Origin of the sequence: Polyangium sp. y55x31 (genome assembly GCF_029946505.1) — a bacterium.
Taxonomy (GTDB): domain Bacteria; phylum Myxococcota_A; class Polyangia; order Polyangiales; family Polyangiaceae; genus Polyangium.
The window spans coordinates 614,474-635,541 of record NZ_JARZHG010000002.1 but is presented as its reverse complement, the minus strand read 5'-3'; the positions used below and the strand labels follow the sequence as shown (position 1 = coordinate 635,541).

Sequence of the window (21,068 nt, the reverse complement as noted above, 5' to 3'; positions counted from 1 at the left end):
CCCCCCTCGAAGCATGCGGATCTCCCCCGACGACGTTCGCCGCTCCCTCGCTGGTTTGCCGGCGACGGACAGCCCCTGGATCTCGATGCTGCAGACGAACGCGCGCCCCGCGGCCGTCGCGATCCCGATCCGCTTCACGCCCGATCCGGTGGTGATCGCGATCCTTCGATCGGCCGAGCTGCGCGAGCACCCGAGCCAGGTCGCGTTTCCCGGCGGCAAGCGAGAGCCTGACGACGTGGATCTCTACGCGACGGCGCTGCGCGAGATGGACGAGGAGGTGGGGCTCGCGGGGGCGGGGATCATGCGGCTCGGGGAGCTCACGCCGACGCCGACGTACAACGGCCGGTACTTGATCCACCCGTACGTCGTGGCCGTGGACGAGGCGCTCGTGCCGGAGGCGCGTTCGGGGGAGATCGCGCGCCTGCTCGAGCTGCCGCTCGGCGCGTATCTGCGTGGGGAGGCGCCAAGAAGCGGCGTGATCGTGCCATGGAACGGCGCGGAGATCCTGATGCCGCACTTCCGGCTCGACGCGTGCGTGCTCTACGGTGCGAGCGCGGTGATCTTCCACGAGCTCGTCGAGCAGATCGCGATGGGGATCGGGGCGACGTTGCCGCCGCCGATCCTGGAGCGCGAGATGCCTTGGGGAGATCGAGAGCCCGTTTGAGAAGCTCTCTTTGCATCGACCGCATCGCGGTCGATGCACCCTTGGTCCAGGGCTGCGCCCTGGTTCGGGTCCAGGGGCGAACAGCCCCTGGTCGGGCCCGGGGTGAAACCCCGGCGAGACGTCACGAACTGGTTGACCTCAAACGGTTCGTCAGAACGAACCGTGGACGAGGACGCCGCTCATGCCGGGGCCGACGGTCGGCGTGACGCGCACGCGGCTCGACTTCTGCTCGTCCTGCGGCACGGGCTTGTTGAAGAGCAGCTCCCACACGAGCCCGCCCGCGACCGCCGCGCCGCCGACGCCGAGCGCGATCTTGCCGATGAGGACCTGCGTTTGTCCGAGGACGGCCTGGTCGTACGAATCTTTGTCGTAACAGAACCACTGGCTACCCGAGGTCGCGACCTGCTCGGCTGGGAGCGGGCTGTTCGGGGTGATGCCGTCCCGGATCCGGAAGCACCCCGTCTTGTCGCCGACGTTGGACGCGCCCTTTTGCACGCCCGACACGTTGCCGAGGCCGACCGGCAAGAGGATCGCGCCTGCGATGAGCGCCGCGCCGCCGACGCCGACCGTGATCCACGGCGCGACGCCGAAGGGTTTTACGGGGGGAGGCGGCGGGAGCTCGGGGCGCATCGTGGCCGAGCTCGTCGGAGCTGCAGACGCCGTCGCCGATGCGGAAGCCGTGGGCGTCTGGCTCTGCTGCAGGTCCTTCAAGTTCTTCACGCGCGTCTGGATCTTCGCCGCGTCCGGGGCGTCCGGCGCGCGCTCGAGGTAGGCCTCCAGCGCGAAGATCGCGTTCTGCCGATCGCCGAGTTTTTCGTACGCGTTGGCGATGTTCAGCAGCGTGCCGACCGCGTTGCAGTCGAGGTTGAAGACATCCCGCCAGTACTGGATCGCGCGGGCGTACTCGCCACGCTCGTAAAATTGCCTTGCTGCCTTGTGAGCGCCCTTGGCGCCTTCGACGTCCTCTTCCGTTGCCGTTCGGTTGCACTTACCGGCGAACGGATTCTGCGGGCCATCGGCCATGGCCATGCCCGTCGCCAGGGTCACCCCGACGACGAGCCCGACCAGAGATACCCCCTGCGCGCGCGTTCCCCACATGCGGTATTCGTCCTTCGTACCGAGCATAATGGCATGCGCCGCCGTCCGCGAAAAAAAGCGCGCACACGGTGAGCAGGATGCCGCCGATCCCGCCTCTTCCCCCCTCGGACCCCCCGCCGGAGGCCTCCCAGCCGAGCCCTGCCCGGCCCGATCCGGGGGGCCCTGCCGCCGATCCCCCCGCGCCCCCGGGCTCTGGTAACCTCGCCGCGTGCTACCTGAAAAGAAGCAGATCCTGGTCGTGGACGACGAGGCGAACCTGCGCCGCGTGCTCAGCGCGCAGCTCGGTCGGGACGGCTACGAGGTGCACACCGCCGAGGACGGGGAGGAAGCCCTCGCCTTCCTCAAGGAGCACCACATCGACCTCGTGATCACCGACCTCCGGATGCCCAAGGTGGACGGGATGGATCTGCTCCGCGCCGCCATGCGCGACGATCCGACGCGCCCCGTGGTCATGTTGACGGCCCACGGGACGGTGGACAACGCGGTCGAGGCGCTGAAGACCGGCGCCTTCGACTACATCACGAAGCCCTTCGACCAGCACGAGGTGCGCCTCGTGGTCCGCAAGGCGCTGCGCACGCGTGACCTCGCGAGCGCCGACGCGTCGCGCGACGTCGCCGTCTCCGCGTCCCCGCGCGAGGGTACCGCGCGCTTCGGCATCATCGGCGAGAGCCAGCCGATCCACGACCTCTACGCGATCATCGAGCGTGTCGCGGATACGCCCACGACGGTGCTCATCACGGGCGAGAGCGGGACGGGCAAGGAGCTCGTGGCGCGGGCGCTGCACGAGAACTCGAGTCGGCGCGACAGGCCCTTCATCAAGGTGAACTGCGCCGCGATCCCGAAGGACCTGATGGAGTCGGAGCTCTTCGGCTACGAGCGAGGCGCGTTCACGGGCGCGGTCGCGTCGAAGCCGGGCCGCTTCGAGCTCGCGTCGGGCGGGACGCTTTTTCTCGACGAGATCGGCGAGATCCCGAACGAGATGCAGGTGAAGCTCCTCCGCGTGCTCCAGGAGAGCGAGTTCGAGCGCGTGGGCGGCATCAAGACGATCCGCGTGGACGTGCGGCTCGTGGCCGCGACGAACCGCGACCTGAAGCGCGAGATCGGCGCGGGCTCGTTCCGCGAGGATCTGTTCTACCGCCTCAACGTGGTGTCGATCGCGCTGCCCGCGCTGCGCGAGCGCAGGACCGACATCCCGCCGCTCGTGTCGTACTTCATCGCGAAGTTCAACGCGCGGCTGCGCAAGAACATCGAGGGCGTCGAGCCGGACGCGCTCGAGCGCCTCTCGTCTTACGGCTGGCCGGGGAACATCCGCGAGCTCGAGAACGTGATCGAGCGCGCGGTGCTGTTCGCGGACGGCGCTCGCATCCGGCTCGAGGATCTCTCGGAGGAGGTGCGGTCGAACGTGGCGCAGGTGGGCGCCGCGGCCGCGAGCGCGCCTTCGTCTCCGGAGGGCGCGCGCGCGCCGTCGCCGTCGTCGCCCGATCCGCAGCAAGGCGAGACGGCGTCGATCTCGGACGGCCTGAAGGAGCAGGTCAAGGCCGCGATGAGCCGGCTCGAACGTGATCTCATCGTGCGCGCCCTCAAGCAGACGCAGGGCAACGTCACGCACGCGGCGCGGCTGCTCAAGATTTCGCGCAAGGGCCTGCAGCTCAAGATGAAGGAGCTCGGGCTCCGGGAGCGCGAGCACGAGCCGACGTGAAGAGGGCTCTCGTCGCGGCCGCCCTGCTCGCGCTCGGCTGCCAGAACAAGGGGCTCGCGCCCGAGCCGACCGACGCGGGCGAGGAGGCCGAGCCGCCGTGGGTGACGGCGGATCGAGAGCCCGAGCCGCGGCCGGGGATGGCCTGGATCCCGCCCGGATCGCTCATCGCGGGCACGCCGCCCGACAAGCTGCCGCGTGTCCCCGACGAGGAGATGGCGGGCGAGCAGGTCGTGATGTCGGGCTTCTACATCGACCTCTTCCCGTACCCGAACGAGCCCGGCGCGATCCCCACGACGAACGTCACGCAGGCCGAGGCGGCCGAGCTTTGCGCGGCCCAGCAGAAGCGGCTCTGCACGGAGCTCGAATGGGAGCGCGCGTGCAAGGGGCCGCAGAACGCGGCGTACCCGTACGGCGACACGTACAAGCCGACGACGTGCATGACGGGCTCGATGCGGAACCTCGTGCCGAACGGCGTGAACGCGGGGTGCAAGAGCGCGTTCGGGATCCACGATCTGCACGGCGGCGTCTGGCAGTGGACGTCGAGCCAGTGGCGCCGCGACGCGAGCAAGACGAACCTCGGGACGACACGCGGCGGGAACGCGCCGCAGGGCGAGCTCGTGGGCCGGTGCGCGAACGGCCGCGGCGTGCGGTCCGACGTGCGCCGCGCCGACGTGGGCTTCCGCTGCTGCGCGGGTGAGCCCAACAGCTTCGAGGTGGTGCTCAACGTGAGCCGAGGCGCGCCGCTCACGTTCCACCCCGCGGACACGAAGGTCGAGCTCGCGCGCGCCCTCACGCCGCTCGTGCCGGAGGAGATCCGCGAGGCGGTGAAGAAGCGGAAGACCGACGATCAGTTTGAGGTCGAACGGATCTGGACGTGGCACCCGCTGGGCAACGAGGAGCTCGTGCTCGGCGGCGGCTGCGCGAAGGCCGCGGATCACGCGCACTGCGGGGTCGTGGTGGCGCGCATGCGCTTCGACGCGCCGGTCTCGATGGCCTTCGTGCCGACGGAGCTCTGGCAGCCGACGGTGGGCGAGACGGAGACGCCGCGCGAGCTCTTCGTCTATGGAGGCGACGACAACGGCGCGTTCCGCAGGCGCGTGTCGTACGAGTGGGGGAAGATCGGGATCGGGAACAAGGAGCGCAAGAAGAAGCGCAAGGGCAAGAAGGAGCCCACCTGGTGAGGGTCACTGCGGCGCGGGCGGGACGAGGAAGAGGATTTCCTTGGGCACGCCGAGCAGGAGTTCCGAGGGCGAGATGCCGTTTTGCGCCTTCACCGTCAGCGTGGCCTTGAAGAGCTGCGCGGTCTGGTTCTGCGGGATCGTCGTGTTCGGCTTGGGCACGATCTTGAAGCAGATCTTTTGACCAGGAACGATCCCGAGGGCGGTCTCGTTCACGCCGTCCTGCGCCTTGACGAGGCCCTTCGCGCCCGACCAGACGTCCTTGAGCTGCTGGACGGCGTTCAGCGAGAAGCACGGCACGCCTGGCTCGGCTGCGTCGTCGCCGCCCGACGCGTTGACCGAGATCTGCGTGATGAACGTGTCCACCGAGTCGATGGGATCGGCGAGGCTCGCGGTGGCGAGGGCGCGGATGTCGAAGCGGATCGACTTGAGGAGGGCCCGGATGCCGTTGTCGAGGGTGATGTCGTTGAGGCCGCTGCCGTCGGTGCTGATGTCGAAGATGAGGCGGCAGGTCCCGCCGGGGTTCTCCACGTTCGCGGGCCCGTCGGGGACGATGAACGCGCCGTTCGGGCCGGTGCCGCACTGCATGCCGCCGAACGCGGAGGGCGGGACGAGCGAGCCCGTCTGATCGGCGATGTACGCGAGATCCTCGTACGGATCGCCGCCCATGCGCACGCCGTTCGAGGAGGAGATGCCGATGAGCCGCGCGCCGCGCTGCTTCATCGTGCTGATGAGCGTGTCGACCGTGGGCGTGGGGAAGGGGGGCTGGCCGTTGAAGTCGTACGGATCGTGGAGGTTGCTCGCGTCGATGGAGCGCCGGCCGTTGTGGAACGGAGCGTCGGTGATCGGCACGAGGATGGGGAGTGCGCCGTCGCGGAAGTGCAGCGTTCCGTAGCGGCCGCTGGGCGCGCCCGCGGGCGTGAGCTGACCGCTGGGCCAGATGAGGTAAGCGTCGGTGAGCGCGCGGTACATCGCCGCGATGTGTGACTCCGGGCCGTCGCCGCCGTCGTGCACGTTGAGCGAGAGGACCGCCGCGAGGTTGTCCGCGAGCGCGGTGCTCACGTGTCCCGTGCTGCCTGCGACGTAGAACGGCTGATCGACGCCCGCGGTGCCGTACGTGCCCGTCGGGAAGTCGTCGAAGCCCGCGAAGCCGACGGCGAGGTCGGGGATCGACGCCTTCAGCTTGGCGACGATCGCGCCGAGGTTGCTCTTGAGGTTCTGGATCTCGCCGCCCATCGTCGCCGTCGTGTCGACGAGGAAAGCGACGTCGCCCTGGTTCAAGTTCGTACGAAGTGGAACGATGTTCTCGGCCGGCGAGGGCGCGCCGAGGTAGGGCAACACGAAGTAGAACTTGCCGAGCGTGCCGGGCGTGACGAACGCATCCCGCGGATCCGAGCCGAGCTCGCGCTCGATCAGATCCGAGGTGCCGTCGCCGTCCGTGTCGGCCTTCGTGCGATCGGTCTCGAGCGGGCCGAGCTGGCAGTCGAGGTTGATGTCCTCGTCCTTGTCGAGGATGCCGTCGGCGTCGGCGTCGAGATCGAGGAAGTCGTATTTGCCATCGCTGTCTGCGTCGGGCGGCGGATCCGCGACCATGTGCAGCGGCCCGGCCTCGCAGTAGTCGGAGAGCCCATCCGCGTCGCTGTCGTTGTCGCGGAACGCGGGCTTGCCATCGCCGTCGGGGTCGGCGAGCCCTTCGAAGGCGTCGCCGATCGTGTCGTTGTCGCTGTCGGCGTCGGACAGATCGGGCAGCGCGTCGCCGTCCGTGTTGATGGCGACGCCCATCACGAGCTCGACGGTGTCCGGCAGCGAGTCGTCGTCGTTGTCCGGATCGGCGTAGTCGGGGACGCCGTCGCCGTCGGTGTCCGCGGGGTTCGGCGCGGGCTTCTGCGGATCGTAGGGCGTCTGGTCGGGGTAGATCTCGAGCGCGTCGGGCAGGCCGTTGTCGTCGCTGTCCGTGTCGCGGAAGTCGGGCGGCGCGGTGCCGTCGGAGTTCTGCGGGTACGCGCAGCCGACCGAGGCGGTTTGACCTTCGAGCGCGTCGGGGAGCGAGTCGTTGTCGCTGTCCGTGTCGAGGTAGTCGGGCGTGCCGTCTCCGTCCGTGTCGACGCCCTGAGCCTTGCCCTCGACGTCGTCGGAGATGCCGTCGAAATCCGCGTCGGGTGGGCAGTTGCTCATGGGTCCGCCGCCCATGCCGCCTGCGCCGCCTGCGCCGCCTGCGCCGCCAGCACCGCCGGCGGCGCCTGTGCCACCGGCGCCGCCGATCCCCCCTTCGCCGCCTGCGCCGCCGCTCCCGCTGGACGAGGACGAGCTGCTCGACGAGCTCGAGCTCGACGAGGCGCCGGCATCACCGCCCGCGCCGCCTTCGCCGCCGCTCCCGCTGCTGGATGCGCCCGTCGGCCGCTCGATGCCGGACTCCGGCGTGCAGGCGACGCCGAGCGCACCCCCCGCTAGCAAGAGCCCGAGAACAGAAGCCCATCGCCCCCGGCGGATTTTCAGGTCAAGCACTGGACTGCGTACAGGATATCCTTGCCGCCGCCCGCGCGAAAGGGCAGCGGGCATGCGAAGCCTTTCGCGTTCACCCTCGAAACCATCGTGACGACGTCCACTCCCCCGAGCCTCACCGGTGCGCCTGCTCTGCGCCGCACTCCCGGGCCGCCGCGTGGGCGCCGCAGGAGGCGTTTGCTCGCCGCGGTCGCGTTGTCGCGGACCCGGCTCGGGCGCACGGTGCTCTCGCGCATCGGCCTCGTGGGTGGAGTGTTGCTCGGCGCGTCGTTCGCGATCCTCGCGATCGTGCTCCGCGCGACGGAAGGAACGAGCGCGCCGCTCGAAGGGCTCGTCGGCCTCGGGGCCGCGTCGATCACGCTGGTGGCGGCGGCGCCGACGACGCTCGCCGCGGCGAGCGATCGGACCGCGGAGGATCGCGAGGCCGGGATCGAGGCGCTCGCGGCGACGCACGGCGTGCACGCGCAGAGCCTGCACGTGGTGCGGTGGGTCGCGTCGATGGTGCAGATCGCGAGGGCGATCGCGCTGCCGCTCGTCGGGCTCGCGCTCGTGACGGTCGCGCTGTCGAGCTCCGGATCGATGGTGATGCGCAGGATCGTGTTCGCGATCGGGCTGCTCGCTTTCTCCGCGATCGCCGGGGCCACGCTCGGCACGATCGCCACGTTCGCCGCCCGTATGGGCGGGCGTCGCGGGAGGCTCCTGCTCGCGGCGATCGTGATCGTGCCGTGGATGCTCGCGGAGCTCGCGGGGCGCGGCTCGTACTCGATTCCGGGCGCGCTCTCCGCGCTGCTCTCGATCCTCGTCGACGCTGGCCGCGGCGGAGCGGGCGCATGACGATGCCGCGTTCGCCCATGATGCCGCCGCGGCTCGTGCTCGAAGCCGTGCATGCGCGGGATCGAGCGGCGCCGCGTGGTGCCTCCCGCGGGAGCCTCGCGGGTCTGAACCTCGCGCTCGGCGCAGGGGTGTTTGCCATCCTGGGTGCGCCCGAGGACGGCACGCTCGCGCTCTCCGAGGTGATCGCGGGGGCCCGCGCTCCTTTGCACGGACGTGTCCTCGTCGAAGGACAATCTCCCGCGCGTTCGCCTTTGCTGCGGGCGCGGATGGGCGCGCTCGCCGCGGAGCCGTCGCTCCCGGATGCGCGTTCGGTCGAGGCGTGCGTCGCGCTCTCGCGGAAGGCGCGCGGCGAGCCGACGACGCGCGCCGGCGACGTGCTCGATCCTTTTGGCCTCGGTCACCTCGCGCGCCGGGAGCCACGATCGCTCTCGTTCGCCGAGGCGCGCGCCGTGGAGCTCGCGCTCGCGCTCACCACGCCGTCGCCTCTGCTCGTCGCGCTGCACGAGCCGCTCTCCGACGTCGCGCTCAACCTGCTCGGCCTCGTGCGTGAGCGGATCCGCGAGCTCGCGCTCGGCGGCGCGTGTGTCGTCGTGACGACGTCCTCGCCCGCGGATGCGCGCGCGCTCGGGGATCGGGTCCTCGTGCTGCACAAGGGGATCGTGCTCGGTGAGGCCGACGCCGCGGAGCCTCTGCCCGGCGGCGAGCCCGCGCTCGTCGCGTGGGTGCGGCCCGCGGACGATCCGAGCGAACGATCGCCGGTGCGTGTGCTCGCGCGTTTGCTCGCCGATCGACCGGAGGTGCGGGCCGTCGCGTGGAGCGAAGCCGCGGGGCCGTATGCGCAGGCCGCGGAGCTGCGTTTGTCCGGGGAGGACCTCGACACCTGCGCGCTCGCGCTCACGGACGCCGCGGTGGAAGCAGGCGTCGTGATCGAGGCCGTCGCGCCGGCGTCGCCCGGCATCGTGCAGGTGCGCGCGGCAGCCGAGGCGCTCTTGACGTTCCGGCGCGCCGCGGGGCTCGCGCAGAGGCCGCCCGTCGCGCTGCCGGCCGCGAGGAGCGCGCGTGTGCCGGGAGCCGTCGCGCCTGTCGCGCCGGAGGTGATCCAGGCCGCGCCGAGCGAGGCGCCGGCCGCGGAGGCGCCGCCCGTCACGAACGACGTCGCGGAGAAGCCGGACGATCCCGGCGAGCCACGGGGAGGAGAATGACGTCGCAGCATCGATCAGAGGCCACGTCGCCTCGCGGCGCGAGCGCCTTCGTGGGCATCTCGCTCGGGGCCGCGATGGGCGCTCGCAGGCTCGCGGGGCGCGGCGTCGCGCTCACCGCGAGCCTCGCGCTCGCGCTCGCGCTCGCCGGCGGGCTCATCGAGCGCAGCGTGACCACCGCGGCCGCGGTCGATCGTTCGCTCGCCTCGACGTTCCGCCTCGTCGTCCCGCTCTTCTGCTTCGCGCTCGCGGCGCGCGCATGTGATCGCTCGAAGTTGCGTGACGCCGCCTGGCCCGTCGCGCGTTACGGCGCCGCGCGTCGCGACGTCGCGCTCGGGATCGGCCTTTCGCTCGTGCTCGCTTCGGCCGTGAGCGGCGCGCTGCTCGCCCTCGTCGCGGTCATGTCCGCGCAGTCGGCCTCGGCGCCGCCGTTCGCGCGGGATGCCTTCACGAGCGGCTGGATCGGCGCCTTCGTCGGCGCCGCGTATGGCGGCTGGTTCGCGTTCGGCGCGACGTTCCTCGAACGTGGCCGAGGCCGCGTCGTGCCGCTCGTCCTCGACTTCCTCTTCGGCGGCGGCGCGGGCCTCTTCGCAGCCCTCCTGCCACGCGCGCACGGACGCAACCTGCTCGGCGGCGAGGGCCCGCTCGGGCTCTCGCAGCCGCAGAGCTCCGTGGCTCTCCTGCTCATGGCGATGCTGCTTCCGGTGTTCGCCGCGCTGAGGTGTCGCGAGTGAGTGCATCCGCGCTGATCGTCGATCGTTTGTCCTCCAAGCTCCTCGTCCACACCCGCGCGAGCGGGATGCTGGCGCGCCTCGCGCACGATCTGGAGATTGCGGCCTCGGCGTTCTCGGGTCGCGCGACGCTCGAAGGCGAGGGGTTTTCCGCGGAGCTCGTCGTGCCGGTCGCCGCGCTGCAGGTCGTGGGGACGCTGCATGGAGAGCGCGTCGACACGTCCGCGCTCTCGACCTCGGATCGATCGGACATCGAGCGGAAGATCCGCGAGGAAGTGTTCCCGGGGACGAAGGAGGTGCGTGTCCACGCGAAGGGCACGTCACGAGATCGCGCGGAGGTGACGGTCGAGGTCTCGCGTGGTCGGCTCTCGCAGCCCGTCTCTCTGCGCGTGACGGAGGAAGCGGACCGCACGCGTGTCTCCGGACGCACCACGCTGTCGATGAAGCGGCTCGGCCTTCGCGAGGTGAAGGGGCCGCTCGGCGCGTTCCGGATCCGCGACGACGTCGAGGTGCTCTTCGACGTTACTCTGCGTCCGGCGTCGTAGGCGGAGAGACCTCGGGCGCGGCGTGCCCGCGCTCGCAGGGCCCGTGGATCTGGTAGGGCTTGCCGGAGATGCGCTTCATGAGCGCCTTGCCTTGCCAGCCGAGGTAGCCCTTGCTGAAGCGCACGGCCTCGGAGGGCGAGAGGTACGGGTTCTTCGTCTTGCCGAGCTCGACGAGCGTGAGCACCTGCTCGGCCACGCTGACGGGGCAACCTTCGAGGCGAATCGGCTCGTTTGGATCCGTGGTCGCCATCTTCCGGATCACGCTCACCATCTTCGCGAAGATGTCGTCGTGTTTGGCGTGGTACGGGTCCTTCTCCGCGCGGTCCCTGTAGAGGCTCTCGATGCTCACGAGCTTGCCGTGCAGGTGCCCTGACCACTTCGCGCAGTCGCCGATGAACACCACGCGTTCGCCCGGCGCCGCGTCGATCTTCCCTTCGTAGGCCCCGAAGACGATGTGCATGCGCGGCATCTTCTCGTCGCACTGCTCGTCGTAGAGCCGCAGGATCTCGATCGCCTCCTCGAGCGCGCCCGGACAGCCGCCCCAGCAGTAGTCCGTGCGCTCGGGCTCCGGCGGCGCGCCGGCGTACGCGGTGATGTGCGTGCCCTCGAAGTACTTCTCGACGCGCACGAGGCCGACCTTGAAGCCCTTGGCCATCGCCTTCGCTTCTTCGAGCGTCACGTCGCCGCTGATGTCCATCGAGTCGAGATCGAGCGAGCCGAAGCCACGCTCGGACGCGAGGCGGAGGTGGTCGACGGTGTACGGATCGACGCCGATGATGTGGCAGCAGAGCGCGTCGAACGCGGCCTGCGAGTTGCCCATGATGACGAGCCCGAGCTTGCGCGGGATGGGCGTGAGCATCCGGCCCTCGCCTGCGACGATCGCGTCGACCGCGATGAACTGCGGCTGAACGATGTACTGCAGGTCCGCGATCTTCTCGTCGAGCCGGTGGTCGTGATCGATGAGGCGGTGCCGATCGTCCTGGATGCCGATGTAGTTCTTCATGGAGAACGTCACGGTGGTCCAGGGGTGGCTCTTGAACTTGGGGCAGTTGACGAAGAAGTCGGCCTTCGCGACGGGCTCGGGCGTGAAGACGTAGTCGCGCAGCCGCTCCTTGTGGGTGAGCCGGATCTCGACCTGCGGCTCCTCCTCGAAGTGGTAGTGCTTCACGCCGGTGCGCTCGAGCATCGGGTAGTAACCCGCGCCGTCGAAGTTCGTGCGCGTGGGGAGCGTGATGCCCGAGCGCTCGCCGAGCGCGAGCTCCTTCACGCGGCCGTCGTCGCGGTCCTGCAAGGCGCGCAGCACGCCCTCCAGGAACTCGGGTCGCGTGTACGCGTGCGGGAAATAAGGCCCCGACGCCACGCAGTTCGGCTTGACCAGCGTGCGGCCGTGCGGCCGGAGATCGAGCTCCTCGAGCCCCTCCCGAATGATCCGGCGGATCTGCTCGACGTCGTAGGTGGGGCAGCGGCGGATGATGACCCGGGGGCGCGACGCGATCTTCATGCCCCCTGAGCCTAGGGGGGCCCGTCGGATCGGGCAATGCCGTCAGCCAGGTGACCCGAGGCCCAGGAAATGCCGCGAAATCCATGAACAGCTTTACATCTGTTCATGTGTCTGGGATACATGCGCTGGGTGGACGCGAAAAACCTCGAGCCGACACGCAGGGCGACGGCGTTGGTCCGGGATGATGGGGCGACGTCTACGACGAACCCGCGTCGCCCGAGCCGCCGCCTGCGGGGGGAGCGAGCAGGGCGGAGAGCTCTTCGCGAAGGCGCCGCGTCGCGTCGACGAGGCGGCCCTCGACCAGGAAGGCGTCGCCTTGCCTTCGGCAGCGGTGCACCTTCACGCGCACGAGCGTGCTCGCCGGAAGGTTCCCGGCGAGCGGCGCTCCCGGCGCGAAGGCCTCGGTGGATCGAAGGCTCACCCGATCGCCGTCGAGGGCCACGAGATCGGCCGAGCCACCTTTCACGAGCGTCAGATGCGGCATGTTCACTCCGCCCGGCGGCCCCGGCCGATCGCGGCGCGGGCTTCCCGCTCGGCTTCGCGTTGCTTGACCGTCTCGCGTTTGTCCGCCTGCTTCTTGCCCTTCGCCAGGGCGAGCTCGACCTTCGCGCGTCCCTTCTTGAAATAGAGCCGCGTGGCCGCGACCGTCATGCCGTCGCGCTCCACGGCCTTGCGGATCTGATCGATCTCCGCGCCGTGCAGGAGGAGCTTGCGCGACCGCTTCGCGACGTGCCCGAACGCGGCGCCCGGCATCTCGGGGATGAGCATGCCGTGCAGGATCGCCTCGCCGTTCGTGATCGCGCACCACGCGTCGGAGAGGTCGGCCTTTCCGTCGCGCAGCATCTTGACCTCGCTTCCGACGAGCACGAGCCCTGCTTCGAAGCGCTCGCCGAGCTCGTACTCGAAGCCGGCCCTCCGGTTTCGCACGATGAGCTTCTCGTCGCTCGCTTCTTTCCCGCTCACGTGGTTGACACCTTTGATCGCTGTCGCTACGGCCATGCGCCGCCCGAAAAGCCGCTCTCCAGGCAGACGCTCGCGTAGGGCTAGCGCGCCGTGCGTCCTGCGTCCATAGGTCGACGAGCATCCGTTCCGCGACAAACCCGCGCGCCGTGCTAGTACGCCCGCGCCTAGGTCCGCGTCTTCTCGCATCACCCTCACCGCAGAGAGCGAAGCCATGCAACCCATCCGCATCCGCGGCGCGCGTACCCACAACCTCAAGGGCATCGACCTCGAGCTCGTGCCAGGGCAGCTCGTCTGCTTCACGGGCGTCTCCGGCGCGGGAAAATCCTCGCTCGCGCTCGATACGCTCTACTCGGAAGGGCAACGCCGCTTCGTCGAGAGCTTCAGCCCGTACGCGCGGCAGTTCCTGGAGCGGCTCGAACGGCCGCCGATCGACGAGCTCGATCCGGTCGCCGCGGGCGTGGCCGTTGATCGTCGCGCCCCCGTGAAGAGCTCGCGCTCCACCGTGGCCACGATGGCCGACCTCGAGCCGTACCTGTCGGCCGTGTTCGCCCGCGAGTCCACGCCCGTGTGCCCCACGTGCCTGGTCCCCGCGGTCCGCGTCGATGCGGTGACGGCCGCGTCGAAGGCCGTGGAGAGCCACGAGGGATCGACCGCGCTCGTCACGTACCGCGTGCCCGTCGCCGGCACCGAGGAGCTGCTCGACGTGCGCGAGACGCTGCTCGAAGCGGGTTATCGGCGTCTGCTCGTGCGCGGCGAGGTGCGCGACATCGACGAGGTCGGACCGAGCGACGCGCTCGGCGCGGGCGGCGGGGTCGAGGTGATCGTCGACCGCGTGAAGATCGGCGCGCGGGACGCGCGGCGCCTCGGATCGGCGATCGAGGAGGCGTGGCAGCGGGCCGAGGGCGGCGTGGCGCTCTACGTCGGCGGGTCGGGCTCGGACGGCGCGGGGCGGCGCGTGCTCGTGCCGCGTGGGCTCGCCTGCCCGTCGTGCGCGCGGAGCTTCGACGCCCCGCGGCCGGGCCTGTTCTCGTACCAGTCTCCGATCGGCGCGTGCCCGGGCTGCCGCGGGTTTGGCCGGACGATCGGCGTGGATTGGGGCAAGGTGATCCCCGACGAGGAGAAGACCCTCGAAGGCGGGGCGATCCGGCCGTGGACGGGGTCGAGCACGTCGTGGGAGCGCAAGGTCCTCCGCAAGTTCTGCGAGAAGAAGGGCATCCCGCTCGACGTGCCGTGGAAGGAGCTCACCGAGGCGCAACGCGCGCAGGTGCTCGACGGCGAAGGCAGCTTCCACGGCGGCAAGTTCCCCGGCGTGCGCGCGTGGTTCAAGTGGCTGGAGACGCGTACGTACAAGATGCACATCCGCGTGCTGCTCGCGCGGTACCGCTCGTACGATCCGTGCGCGACCTGCGATGGCAAGCGCCTCTCGCCGGAGTCCTTGCTCTACCGCGTGGGCGGGCTCGATCTCGCGAGCTGGCACGGGCTCGAGCTGCGCGAGGCGCGCGCGCTTCTGGAGCGCTTGAAGGCGACGACGGGGCAGGGGGAGATCGCGCGGAAGGAGCTCGCGCAGCGGCTCTCGTACCTGGAGCGCGTGGGGCTCGGGTACCTGACGCTCGATCGGCAAGCGCGCACGCTCTCGGGCGGCGAGGCGCAACGCGTGACGTTGACGGGCGCGCTCGGGACGTCGCTCACGGGCGCGTTGTTCGTGCTCGACGAGCCGACGGTGGGGCTGCACGCGAGCGACATCCCGCCGCTCGTCGAGGCGATGCGCGAGCTCGCGGCGCGCGGGAACGTGGTGGTCGTGATCGAGCACGAGCCGCTCGTGATCCGGGCCTCGGATCGGGTGGTCGAGCTCGGGCCCGGCGCGGGCAAGCAGGGCGGGCGCGTGGTGTTCGACGGCGCGCCGGCGGAGCTCTCGCGGCGCGCCGATCTGCCGACGGGGCGCGCCCTCGCGCGAGGCGCGGCGAGCGTCGTGTCGGCGGACGAGCGGACGGCGGCGCATGGATCGATCTCCATCGTGGGGGCGCGCGCGAACAACTTGAAGGACGTCAGCGTGCGCCTGCCGCTCGGGCAGGTCGTGTGCGTGACGGGCGCGAGCGGCTCCGGCAAGAGCACGCTCGTGGAGGACGTGCTCTATCGCGCCCTCGCGCGGGCTCGCGGCTACAAGGACATCGAGCCCGCGGGGCCACACAAGAAGATCGAGGGGACGAGCGGGATCAAGGTCGTCACGCTCGTCGATCAAGCCCCGCTCGGGCGCACGTCGCGCGGCAACCCCGCGACGTACACGGGCGCGTGGAACCGCATCCGCCAGAAGTTCGCCGCGGAGCCCGAGGCGGCCGCGCGGCAGCTCACGGCCGGGCACTTCTCGTTCAACGTCGCGCTCGGGCGGTGCGAGTCGTGCGCGGGCGAGGGCGCCGAGACGATCGAGATGCAGTTCCTCGCCGACGTCTCGCTGACGTGCCCGGTTTGTCAAGGGAAACGCTTCCGTGACGAGGTCCTCCAGGTCAAGGTCGACGGGCGCTCCGTGGCCGACGTGCTCGCGTTGTCGATCGACGAGGCGCTCGAGGTCTTCGCGCGCGAACCGACGATCGTGCGCGCGCTCGGGCCGCTCGCTCGCCTCGGCCTCGGCTACCTCGCGCTGGGCCAGCCGCTCTCGACGCTCTCCGGCGGCGAGGCGCAGCGGATCAAGCTCGCGCGCGCCCTCGGCGAACGAACGGCGGGCGCGCTCTTCTTGCTCGACGAGCCGAGCGCGGGTCTGCACGCGGAAGAGGTGCTGCTGCTCAACCAGGCCATGCGGGACCTCGTGCGCGGCGGCGGGAGCGTCGTCGTCGTCGATCACGATCTCGATGTGATCGCGGCCGCCGACTGGGTCGTGGATCTCGGCCCCGGCGCGGGCAGCGACGGCGGGCAGATCGTCGCCGAGGGGACACCCGAGGACGTCGCGCGCACGAGCACGCGAACGGGACACGCGCTCGCGGCGCACCTCGCGAAACCTTCATCGCCGCCTTCGTCTTCGCGGCGGAAGGAGAAGGCGAACGGAGACGCTTCGCGTCGCGGGAAGTCCGTCTATCCGCCCGCGCCGTCGGCGATCGAGATCGTGCATGCCCGCGAGCACAACCTCGCGGAGGTCTGCACGTCGATCCCACACGGCCAGATCGTCGTCGTCACGGGGCCGAGCGGATCGGGCAAGAGCACGCTCGCGTTCGACGTCGTCTTCGCCGAAGGACAGCGGCGCTTCCTGGAGACGCTGACGCCGTACGCGCGCCAGTTCCTCCCTTCGATGCCGCGCCCCGACGTCGATCGGGTCACGGGCGTGCCGCCTGCGATCGCGCTGGAGCAGCGAACGACGCGATCGGGATCGAACTCGACGGTCGCGACCGTCACCGAGATCGCCCACTATCTGCGGCTCCTCTTCGCCAAGGTGGGTGATCCGCACTGCCCCACGTGCGATGTCCCCATCACCGCGCGCGCGCCCGACGAGGTGTACCGCGCGCTGCTCGCCACGCGGGGCTCGCGCACGCTCCTCGCGCCCGCGGTCGTCGCGCGCAAGGGCACGTACCTCGACGTGTTCACGGCCGCGGCGCGCGCGGGCATTACGGAGGCGATCGTCGACGGCGCGCGCGCGAGCACCGACGATCCGCCGCGCCTCGACAAACGGCGCGAGCACTCGATCGATCTCGTGATGCACGAGGGCAAGCTCGACGGTCTCGATCGCGCCACGTTCGACCGCGCGCTCACCTTCGGAAAGGGCTCGCTCAAGCTCGTCAACACGCGTGGCCAGGAAGAACTCCTCTCGACCACGCGCACCTGCCCTCGTTGCGGCGCGGGCGTGCCCGAGCTCGATCCGCGCTGGTTTTCTTTCAACACCAAGCAAGGCCGCTGCGAGTCGTGCGAGGGGACGGGCGTGCTCGGCGGGAGCGAAGGCGCCGATCTCAGCGACGCCTCGAACGAGCCGTGCACGGCGTGCGGCGGCTCGCGCCTCGCGCCCGTCCCGCGCTCGGTGCGCCTTGCCGGCGATCGGTATCACGAGGCGACCGCGCGTTCGGTCTCCGAGGCCGTGCGCTGGGCGAAGTCGCTCCGCTTCGAAGGCGAGCGCGCGCTCGTCGCCGAGGCGCCGCACCGCGAGCTCGCGCGGAGGCTCGCGTTCGTCGAGGAGGTCGGTCTCGGCTACCTCGCGCTCGATCGCCGCGCGGCCACGCTCTCCGGCGGCGAGATGCAGCGGCTCCGCCTCGCCGCGCAGCTTGGCAGCGGCCTCACGGGCGCGCTCTACGTGCTCGACGAGCCCACGATCGGCCTGCACCCGCGCGACACGCATCGGCTGCTCGACAACCTGCGCAAGCTCGCGGGCATGGGCAGCACCGTTCTCATGGTCGAGCACGACGCGGACACCATCCGCGCCGCCGACTACCTCATCGATCTCGGCCCCACCGGCGGGCGCGGCGGCGGCCGCATCGTGGCCCAGGGGACGCCCTCCGAGGTGCTCCGCACGGCGAACTCGCCCACCGCGAAGGCCCTCTCCGGCGAACGCGCGCTCGCCTCGGCCCGCACGCGGCTCGGCGTTGCCGACGAGTTCCTCGAGATCGAAGGCGCGCGTGCCCACAACCTTCGCGTCGACTCGTTGCGTGTCCCGCTCGGGCGCATGACCGTCGTCGCCGGCGTCTCCGGGTCCGGGAAGAGCACGCTCGTCCGTCACGTGCTCTACCCCGCCGTGCGACGCGCCCTCGGCCTCGCCGGCCCCGATCCCGGCCCGCACGATGCGCTCCACTTGCCGCCTTCGCTCGCGCGCGCCGTCGCCGTGGATCAATCCCCCATCGGCCGCACGCCGCGCTCGATCCCCGCCACCTTCCTCGGCGTCTGGGACGAGGTCCGCAAGCTGTTCGCCGCGACGCCCGACGCGAAGATGCGCGGCTACGATCCCGCGCGGTTCTCGTTCAACACCGCGAAAGGCGGTCGTTGCGAGACGTGCGAAGGGCAGGGGGTCATCTCGCACGAGATGTCGTTCTTGCCCGACGTCGTCACGACCTGCGAGGCTTGCGGCGGAACACGTTTCGAGCCGGCCACGCTCGACGTACGTTACCTCGGCATGTCGATTGGCGATGTCCTGCTCCGTACGGCCGAGGAGGCGGCCGAGCTCTTCGCGGCGCACCCGAAGATCCGCGAGCCGCTCGCCACGATGTGTGATCTCGGCGTGGGCTACCTGCGGCTCGGCCAGGGCTCGCACACGCTCTCGGGCGGCGAGGCGCAACGCCTGAAGCTGGCCGACGAGCTCTGCAGCGGCTCGCGCGCCAAGCCCACGCTTTACGTGCTCGACGAACCCACCACGGGCCTGCATCTCTCCGACGTGGCGCGCCTCGTGAACGTCCTCGATCGCCTCGTGCAGCGAGGCCACTCGCTCCTGATCATCGAGCACCACCCCGCCGTGATCGCGGCCGCCGATCACGTGATCGAGCTCGGACCCGAGGGCGGCAAAGGCGGCGGTCGTGTCGTGGCCGAGGGATCTCCCGAGGCCGTGGCGCGGCGCGCAACTGCGACGGGACGTGTCCTCCGCGCGCTCTTCGAGCGGCCCGCACCGGACATGGCCCTCGCGGCGGAGGCATGATCGTGGCGGGCACGTTCACCGTCGGAGCCCTCGCCCTCGCGGCCGAAGGTGCAAACGCGGTGGGCGCCGTCCGTTTGACGCTCCTGCCCGACGTCCTCGAGATCGAGCTCGTGCGCGCGGCCGGCTTTCGCAGCGGCTTCGTGCCGGGCAGCGTCGCGGAGTCCGTCGAGATGCGCGTGCCGTACACGGCCGTCCGCGGCCTCGTTCGGCGCGGCCGCGCGCTCTGCCTCGCGCTCGATCCCTCGATCGCCGCGCCCTACACGCGCTTCACGCTCGCGCGCTTCACCTACGATCCACGCGAGGCCCTCGCGCGCGCGTACGAAGCGCGAAGGCGCGCCGCGCTCTCCGTCGCGATCCTGCCCGCGCCGCTCGGCCTCGTCGCCGCGCTCGCTTCGCCCGCTTCGCTCGTGACGGGTCTCCTCGGTCGGCTCGCGGTTGGGCTCGTCGTCGCAGCAGGGACCTTTCTCCTCTTGCGTGAGCTCCTTCGATTCGCCACCTGGGGCGGCCCCGGCTCCGATCGCCTCGCGGAGACGTTCGAGCTCGCGCTTTGCCAGCGCCTCGGCTTCGTCCCCGTCGCGACCGCGCCTTTCGCGCCGCCGCCTGCGCCGCCCGTCCCCGACGCCTCGCTCCCTGCGTGGGCGCGCGCGCCGCTCCTCGTCGCGCTCGTGGCCGCGCTCTCCGTGCTCGGCATCTCGTTCTTCCAGCGTTACGGCAAACCGCCCGATCCCGCGACCGTCGCGCCGAACGTGCCGCTCCTCGTCGCGCGCCTCGGCACCACGTTTCCCGCGCCTGCCCCCGCGGATGCATCGTCCGGCGAACCACGCCTGCCGCGTTGCGTGTGCGCGCGCGCCGCTTCTCCTCTCTGGAACGAGGGGCTCGCCGTGCTCGAAGTCCTGCTCGCGTCGCGGCCCGAGGATGGCTCCGGCCGCGTGGTCCCCTCGGAGCGACGTGGCTACAACTTCGATCTTTCGGTCGTGAACAATGGCGCGACACCTCTGCGCGACGTGAGCGTCCTCGTCACGTTCGCTCGACGCGACGATCAGAACCGCCGCGTCGGCGCCACCGATCGTGGCCTTTACTGGGGAAGGCCGCTCTACCCGGGCCGCGCGATCAAGTGGCACCTCAAGGCGCCGGGCACCGAGATGCGCATCGATCCGCCGCGCCTCGGCCTCCTCGAAGCCGGGCGCGAGCCTGCCTCTCCCGACGCCTTCTTCGAGCTCTCGCACGCGCGCCAGCGTGTCGTGCGCATCCACGCCGCGAAGATGCTCGCGTACCTCCGCGATCCGCGCGCGATCGAAGTGCTCGCTTCGCTCGGCCCGCCGAGCCCCGACGAGGAGACCGTCCTCGCGCGCATCACGCGCGCCGCACGACCGGTCGTCGCGTGTGACATCAAGCTCGCGTCCGCGTCGCTCGAGGTTTGTCTCTTCAACGACTCGTTATCGCCGCAGCGCGTCGTCGCTGCGCGCACGATCGCCGATCGCGACGCGCCTTCCCAGCGCGCGGCGTTGCCGGTCGTCGTCCCGGTGCACGACGGCGTGCGTGTGTCGGTCCCGCTGCCGCTGCGTCCCGTCCCGTCCGAGCTCGAACTCGAACTCGAAGTCGACGCTCGGGGCTCCGGGTCGCCTGACGGCGCCGTACGCCCCGAACCTCAGATCGATGCCTCGCCTTGAGCGTCGAGAAGTTGCGCGTCAGGAACTTGCGCGCGCGCGTTTGCCCACGATGAACGCGAAGCTCATCGAGTCCTCGCACTGCGCCACGCTCACCACGCCGCGCGACTGCCAGGCCACGAGGTACTCGCCCGGCTCCACGAGCGTCGCCGCGATCCTCGCGCGTGCGCTGTAGGCGTTGCACACGTCGAGCGCGGAGAACGCCCACCGCCCGAGCGACATCACCTGGCGCAGCGTGAAGTACGCGCCCGGCGATCGGTAGATCGGCACCGGCGTGTTCGACTGCGGCGCGCGCGCGTACGAGACCGCGTACACGCCCGATCGGAGGAGCCCGTCGAAATCCAGGCGCGCGCGCCCCGCGAGATCCGGGTGGAACACGCCGCCCACGCTCACGATGAGCTCGCACGGATCGAACGTGAACTTCGCGTCGTAGCCCTGGTGCTTGTGCGGCGCCCAGTTCGGCGCTTCCCGGAGCGGCTCGCGTGTGAGCGCGATCAGCGCCTCCGACGTGTGCTGCCGGATCACCTCTTTGAGTCCGTCCAGCGACACGAGACCGCTGTCGACGAGCGCCTTGACGACCGGGATCTGATCGCGCTTGCAGCGCTTGTAAACGTCCTCGATCCGCTTCGACTCCGGGGGTTCGTCGGCGTAGGCCCGGAGCAGCTCCGCGAGCCTTCGCTCCATGCCGGACGCGGCGGCCCAGCAGATTCGACCGTTCTCGACCAGCACCGTGCCTTGCGTCGGGGGGCCGAAGACGAGCGCGCCGGTGGCGCTCTCGGGCAGCGCTTCGATTTCCTCCAGCAGAGGGATCACCGCCGCGGGATCGCCGGAGATGCCTGCCGGGTCGGGCATCAAGCGCAGACTCTTTCCACTCTGCATGGCTCGTTCCTG

Annotated in this window: 15 protein-coding genes; 9 read left to right on the top strand and 6 right to left on the bottom strand. The window is 70.7% G+C overall.

Going from position 1 to position 21,068, the window contains the following annotated elements:
• Positions 1 to 13: 13 nt before the first annotated feature.
• Positions 14 to 664: a CoA pyrophosphatase gene (locus tag QHF84_RS05690; RefSeq protein ID WP_281312146.1), complete on the top strand. Its 651-nt coding sequence runs from the start codon at positions 14 to 16 to the stop codon at positions 662 to 664.
• Positions 665 to 814: 150 nt separating this feature from the next.
• On the opposite strand, the gene QHF84_RS05685 is transcribed toward QHF84_RS05690, so the two are convergent.
• On the bottom strand, positions 815 to 1,762 hold the full coding sequence (locus QHF84_RS05685; protein WP_281312145.1) for a tetratricopeptide repeat protein: 948 nt from the start codon (positions 1,760 to 1,762) through the stop codon (positions 815 to 817).
• A 208-nt stretch (positions 1,763 to 1,970) separates the two neighbouring features.
• Here QHF84_RS05685 and QHF84_RS05680 point away from each other — a divergent pair, with 208 nt between their 5' ends.
• On the top strand, positions 1,971 to 3,461 hold the full coding sequence (locus QHF84_RS05680; RefSeq protein ID WP_281312144.1) for a sigma-54 dependent transcriptional regulator: 1,491 nt from the start codon (positions 1,971 to 1,973) through the stop codon (positions 3,459 to 3,461).
• Positions 3,458 to 4,642 (top strand): formylglycine-generating enzyme family protein, encoded by a 1,185-nt coding sequence (locus QHF84_RS05675; protein WP_281312143.1) that lies wholly within the window; start codon positions 3,458 to 3,460, stop codon positions 4,640 to 4,642. The genes QHF84_RS05680 and QHF84_RS05675 overlap by 4 nt, the downstream gene beginning before the upstream one ends.
• A gap of 3 nt (positions 4,643 to 4,645) precedes the next feature.
• Here the strand turns inward: QHF84_RS05675 and QHF84_RS05670 are convergent, their stop codons facing one another.
• Positions 4,646 to 7,093, bottom strand: a complete 2,448-nt coding sequence (locus QHF84_RS05670) for a hypothetical protein (protein ID WP_281312142.1) — start codon at positions 7,091 to 7,093, stop codon at positions 4,646 to 4,648.
• 243 nt (positions 7,094 to 7,336) lie between these two features.
• Between QHF84_RS05670 and QHF84_RS05665 the strand changes: the two genes are divergently transcribed.
• The 4 genes from QHF84_RS05665 to QHF84_RS05650 are packed head-to-tail and all read left to right on the top strand — an operon-like array spanning position 7,337 to position 10,450.
• Positions 7,337 to 7,975, top strand: coding sequence for a hypothetical protein (locus tag QHF84_RS05665; protein ID WP_281312141.1), 639 nt, complete (start codon positions 7,337 to 7,339; stop codon positions 7,973 to 7,975).
• The gene (locus QHF84_RS05660) at positions 7,972 to 9,177 is read left to right on the top strand and encodes an ABC transporter ATP-binding protein (protein ID WP_281312140.1); all 1,206 of its coding nucleotides are present in this window, start codon (positions 7,972 to 7,974) and stop codon (positions 9,175 to 9,177) included. Before QHF84_RS05665 ends, QHF84_RS05660 begins: the two co-directional genes overlap by 4 nt.
• A gap of 50 nt (positions 9,178 to 9,227) precedes the next feature.
• Positions 9,228 to 9,908, top strand: a complete 681-nt coding sequence (locus QHF84_RS05655) for a hypothetical protein (protein WP_281312139.1) — start codon at positions 9,228 to 9,230, stop codon at positions 9,906 to 9,908.
• Entirely contained in the window at positions 9,905 to 10,450 is a 546-nt protein-coding gene (locus QHF84_RS05650) for a hypothetical protein (protein ID WP_281312138.1), read from the top strand. The genes QHF84_RS05655 and QHF84_RS05650 overlap by 4 nt, the downstream gene beginning before the upstream one ends.
• Here the strand turns inward: QHF84_RS05650 and QHF84_RS05645 are convergent.
• The 3 genes from QHF84_RS05645 to smpB all read right to left on the bottom strand — a co-directional run bounded on the left by QHF84_RS05645 (position 10,428) and on the right by smpB (position 12,914).
• Positions 10,428 to 11,951: a DUF362 domain-containing protein gene (locus QHF84_RS05645; RefSeq protein WP_281312137.1), complete on the bottom strand. Its 1,524-nt coding sequence runs from the start codon at positions 11,949 to 11,951 to the stop codon at positions 10,428 to 10,430. The two genes, QHF84_RS05650 and QHF84_RS05645, sit on opposite strands and share 23 nt — an antisense overlap.
• Positions 11,952 to 12,147: 196 nt before the next feature.
• Positions 12,148 to 12,435: a hypothetical protein gene (locus QHF84_RS05640; protein ID WP_281312136.1), complete on the bottom strand. Its 288-nt coding sequence runs from the start codon at positions 12,433 to 12,435 to the stop codon at positions 12,148 to 12,150.
• Positions 12,436 to 12,437: 2 nt separating this feature from the next.
• Positions 12,438 to 12,914 (bottom strand): SsrA-binding protein SmpB, encoded by a 477-nt coding sequence (gene smpB, locus QHF84_RS05635; protein WP_281312135.1) that lies wholly within the window; start codon positions 12,912 to 12,914, stop codon positions 12,438 to 12,440.
• Positions 12,915 to 13,125: 211 nt separating this feature from the next.
• On the opposite strand from smpB, the gene uvrA reads away from it, so the two are divergent.
• Together uvrA and QHF84_RS05625 are read left to right on the top strand one after the other, a co-directional pair.
• On the top strand, positions 13,126 to 18,510 hold the full coding sequence (uvrA, locus tag QHF84_RS05630; protein WP_281312134.1) for an excinuclease ABC subunit UvrA: 5,385 nt from the start codon (positions 13,126 to 13,128) through the stop codon (positions 18,508 to 18,510).
• Positions 18,511 to 18,512: 2 nt separating this feature from the next.
• Positions 18,513 to 20,180 carry a hypothetical protein gene (locus QHF84_RS05625; protein ID WP_281312133.1) on the top strand — a complete coding sequence of 556 codons (1,668 nt, stop codon included), beginning with the start codon at positions 18,513 to 18,515 and terminating at the stop codon, positions 20,178 to 20,180.
• Between the two features lie 18 nt (positions 20,181 to 20,198).
• Here QHF84_RS05625 and QHF84_RS05620 read toward each other — a convergent pair whose 3' ends face one another.
• Complete coding sequence (locus tag QHF84_RS05620; RefSeq protein WP_281312132.1) at positions 20,199 to 21,056, bottom strand: hypothetical protein; 858 nt, start codon at positions 21,054 to 21,056, stop codon at positions 20,199 to 20,201.
• Positions 21,057 to 21,068 lie beyond the last annotated feature (12 nt).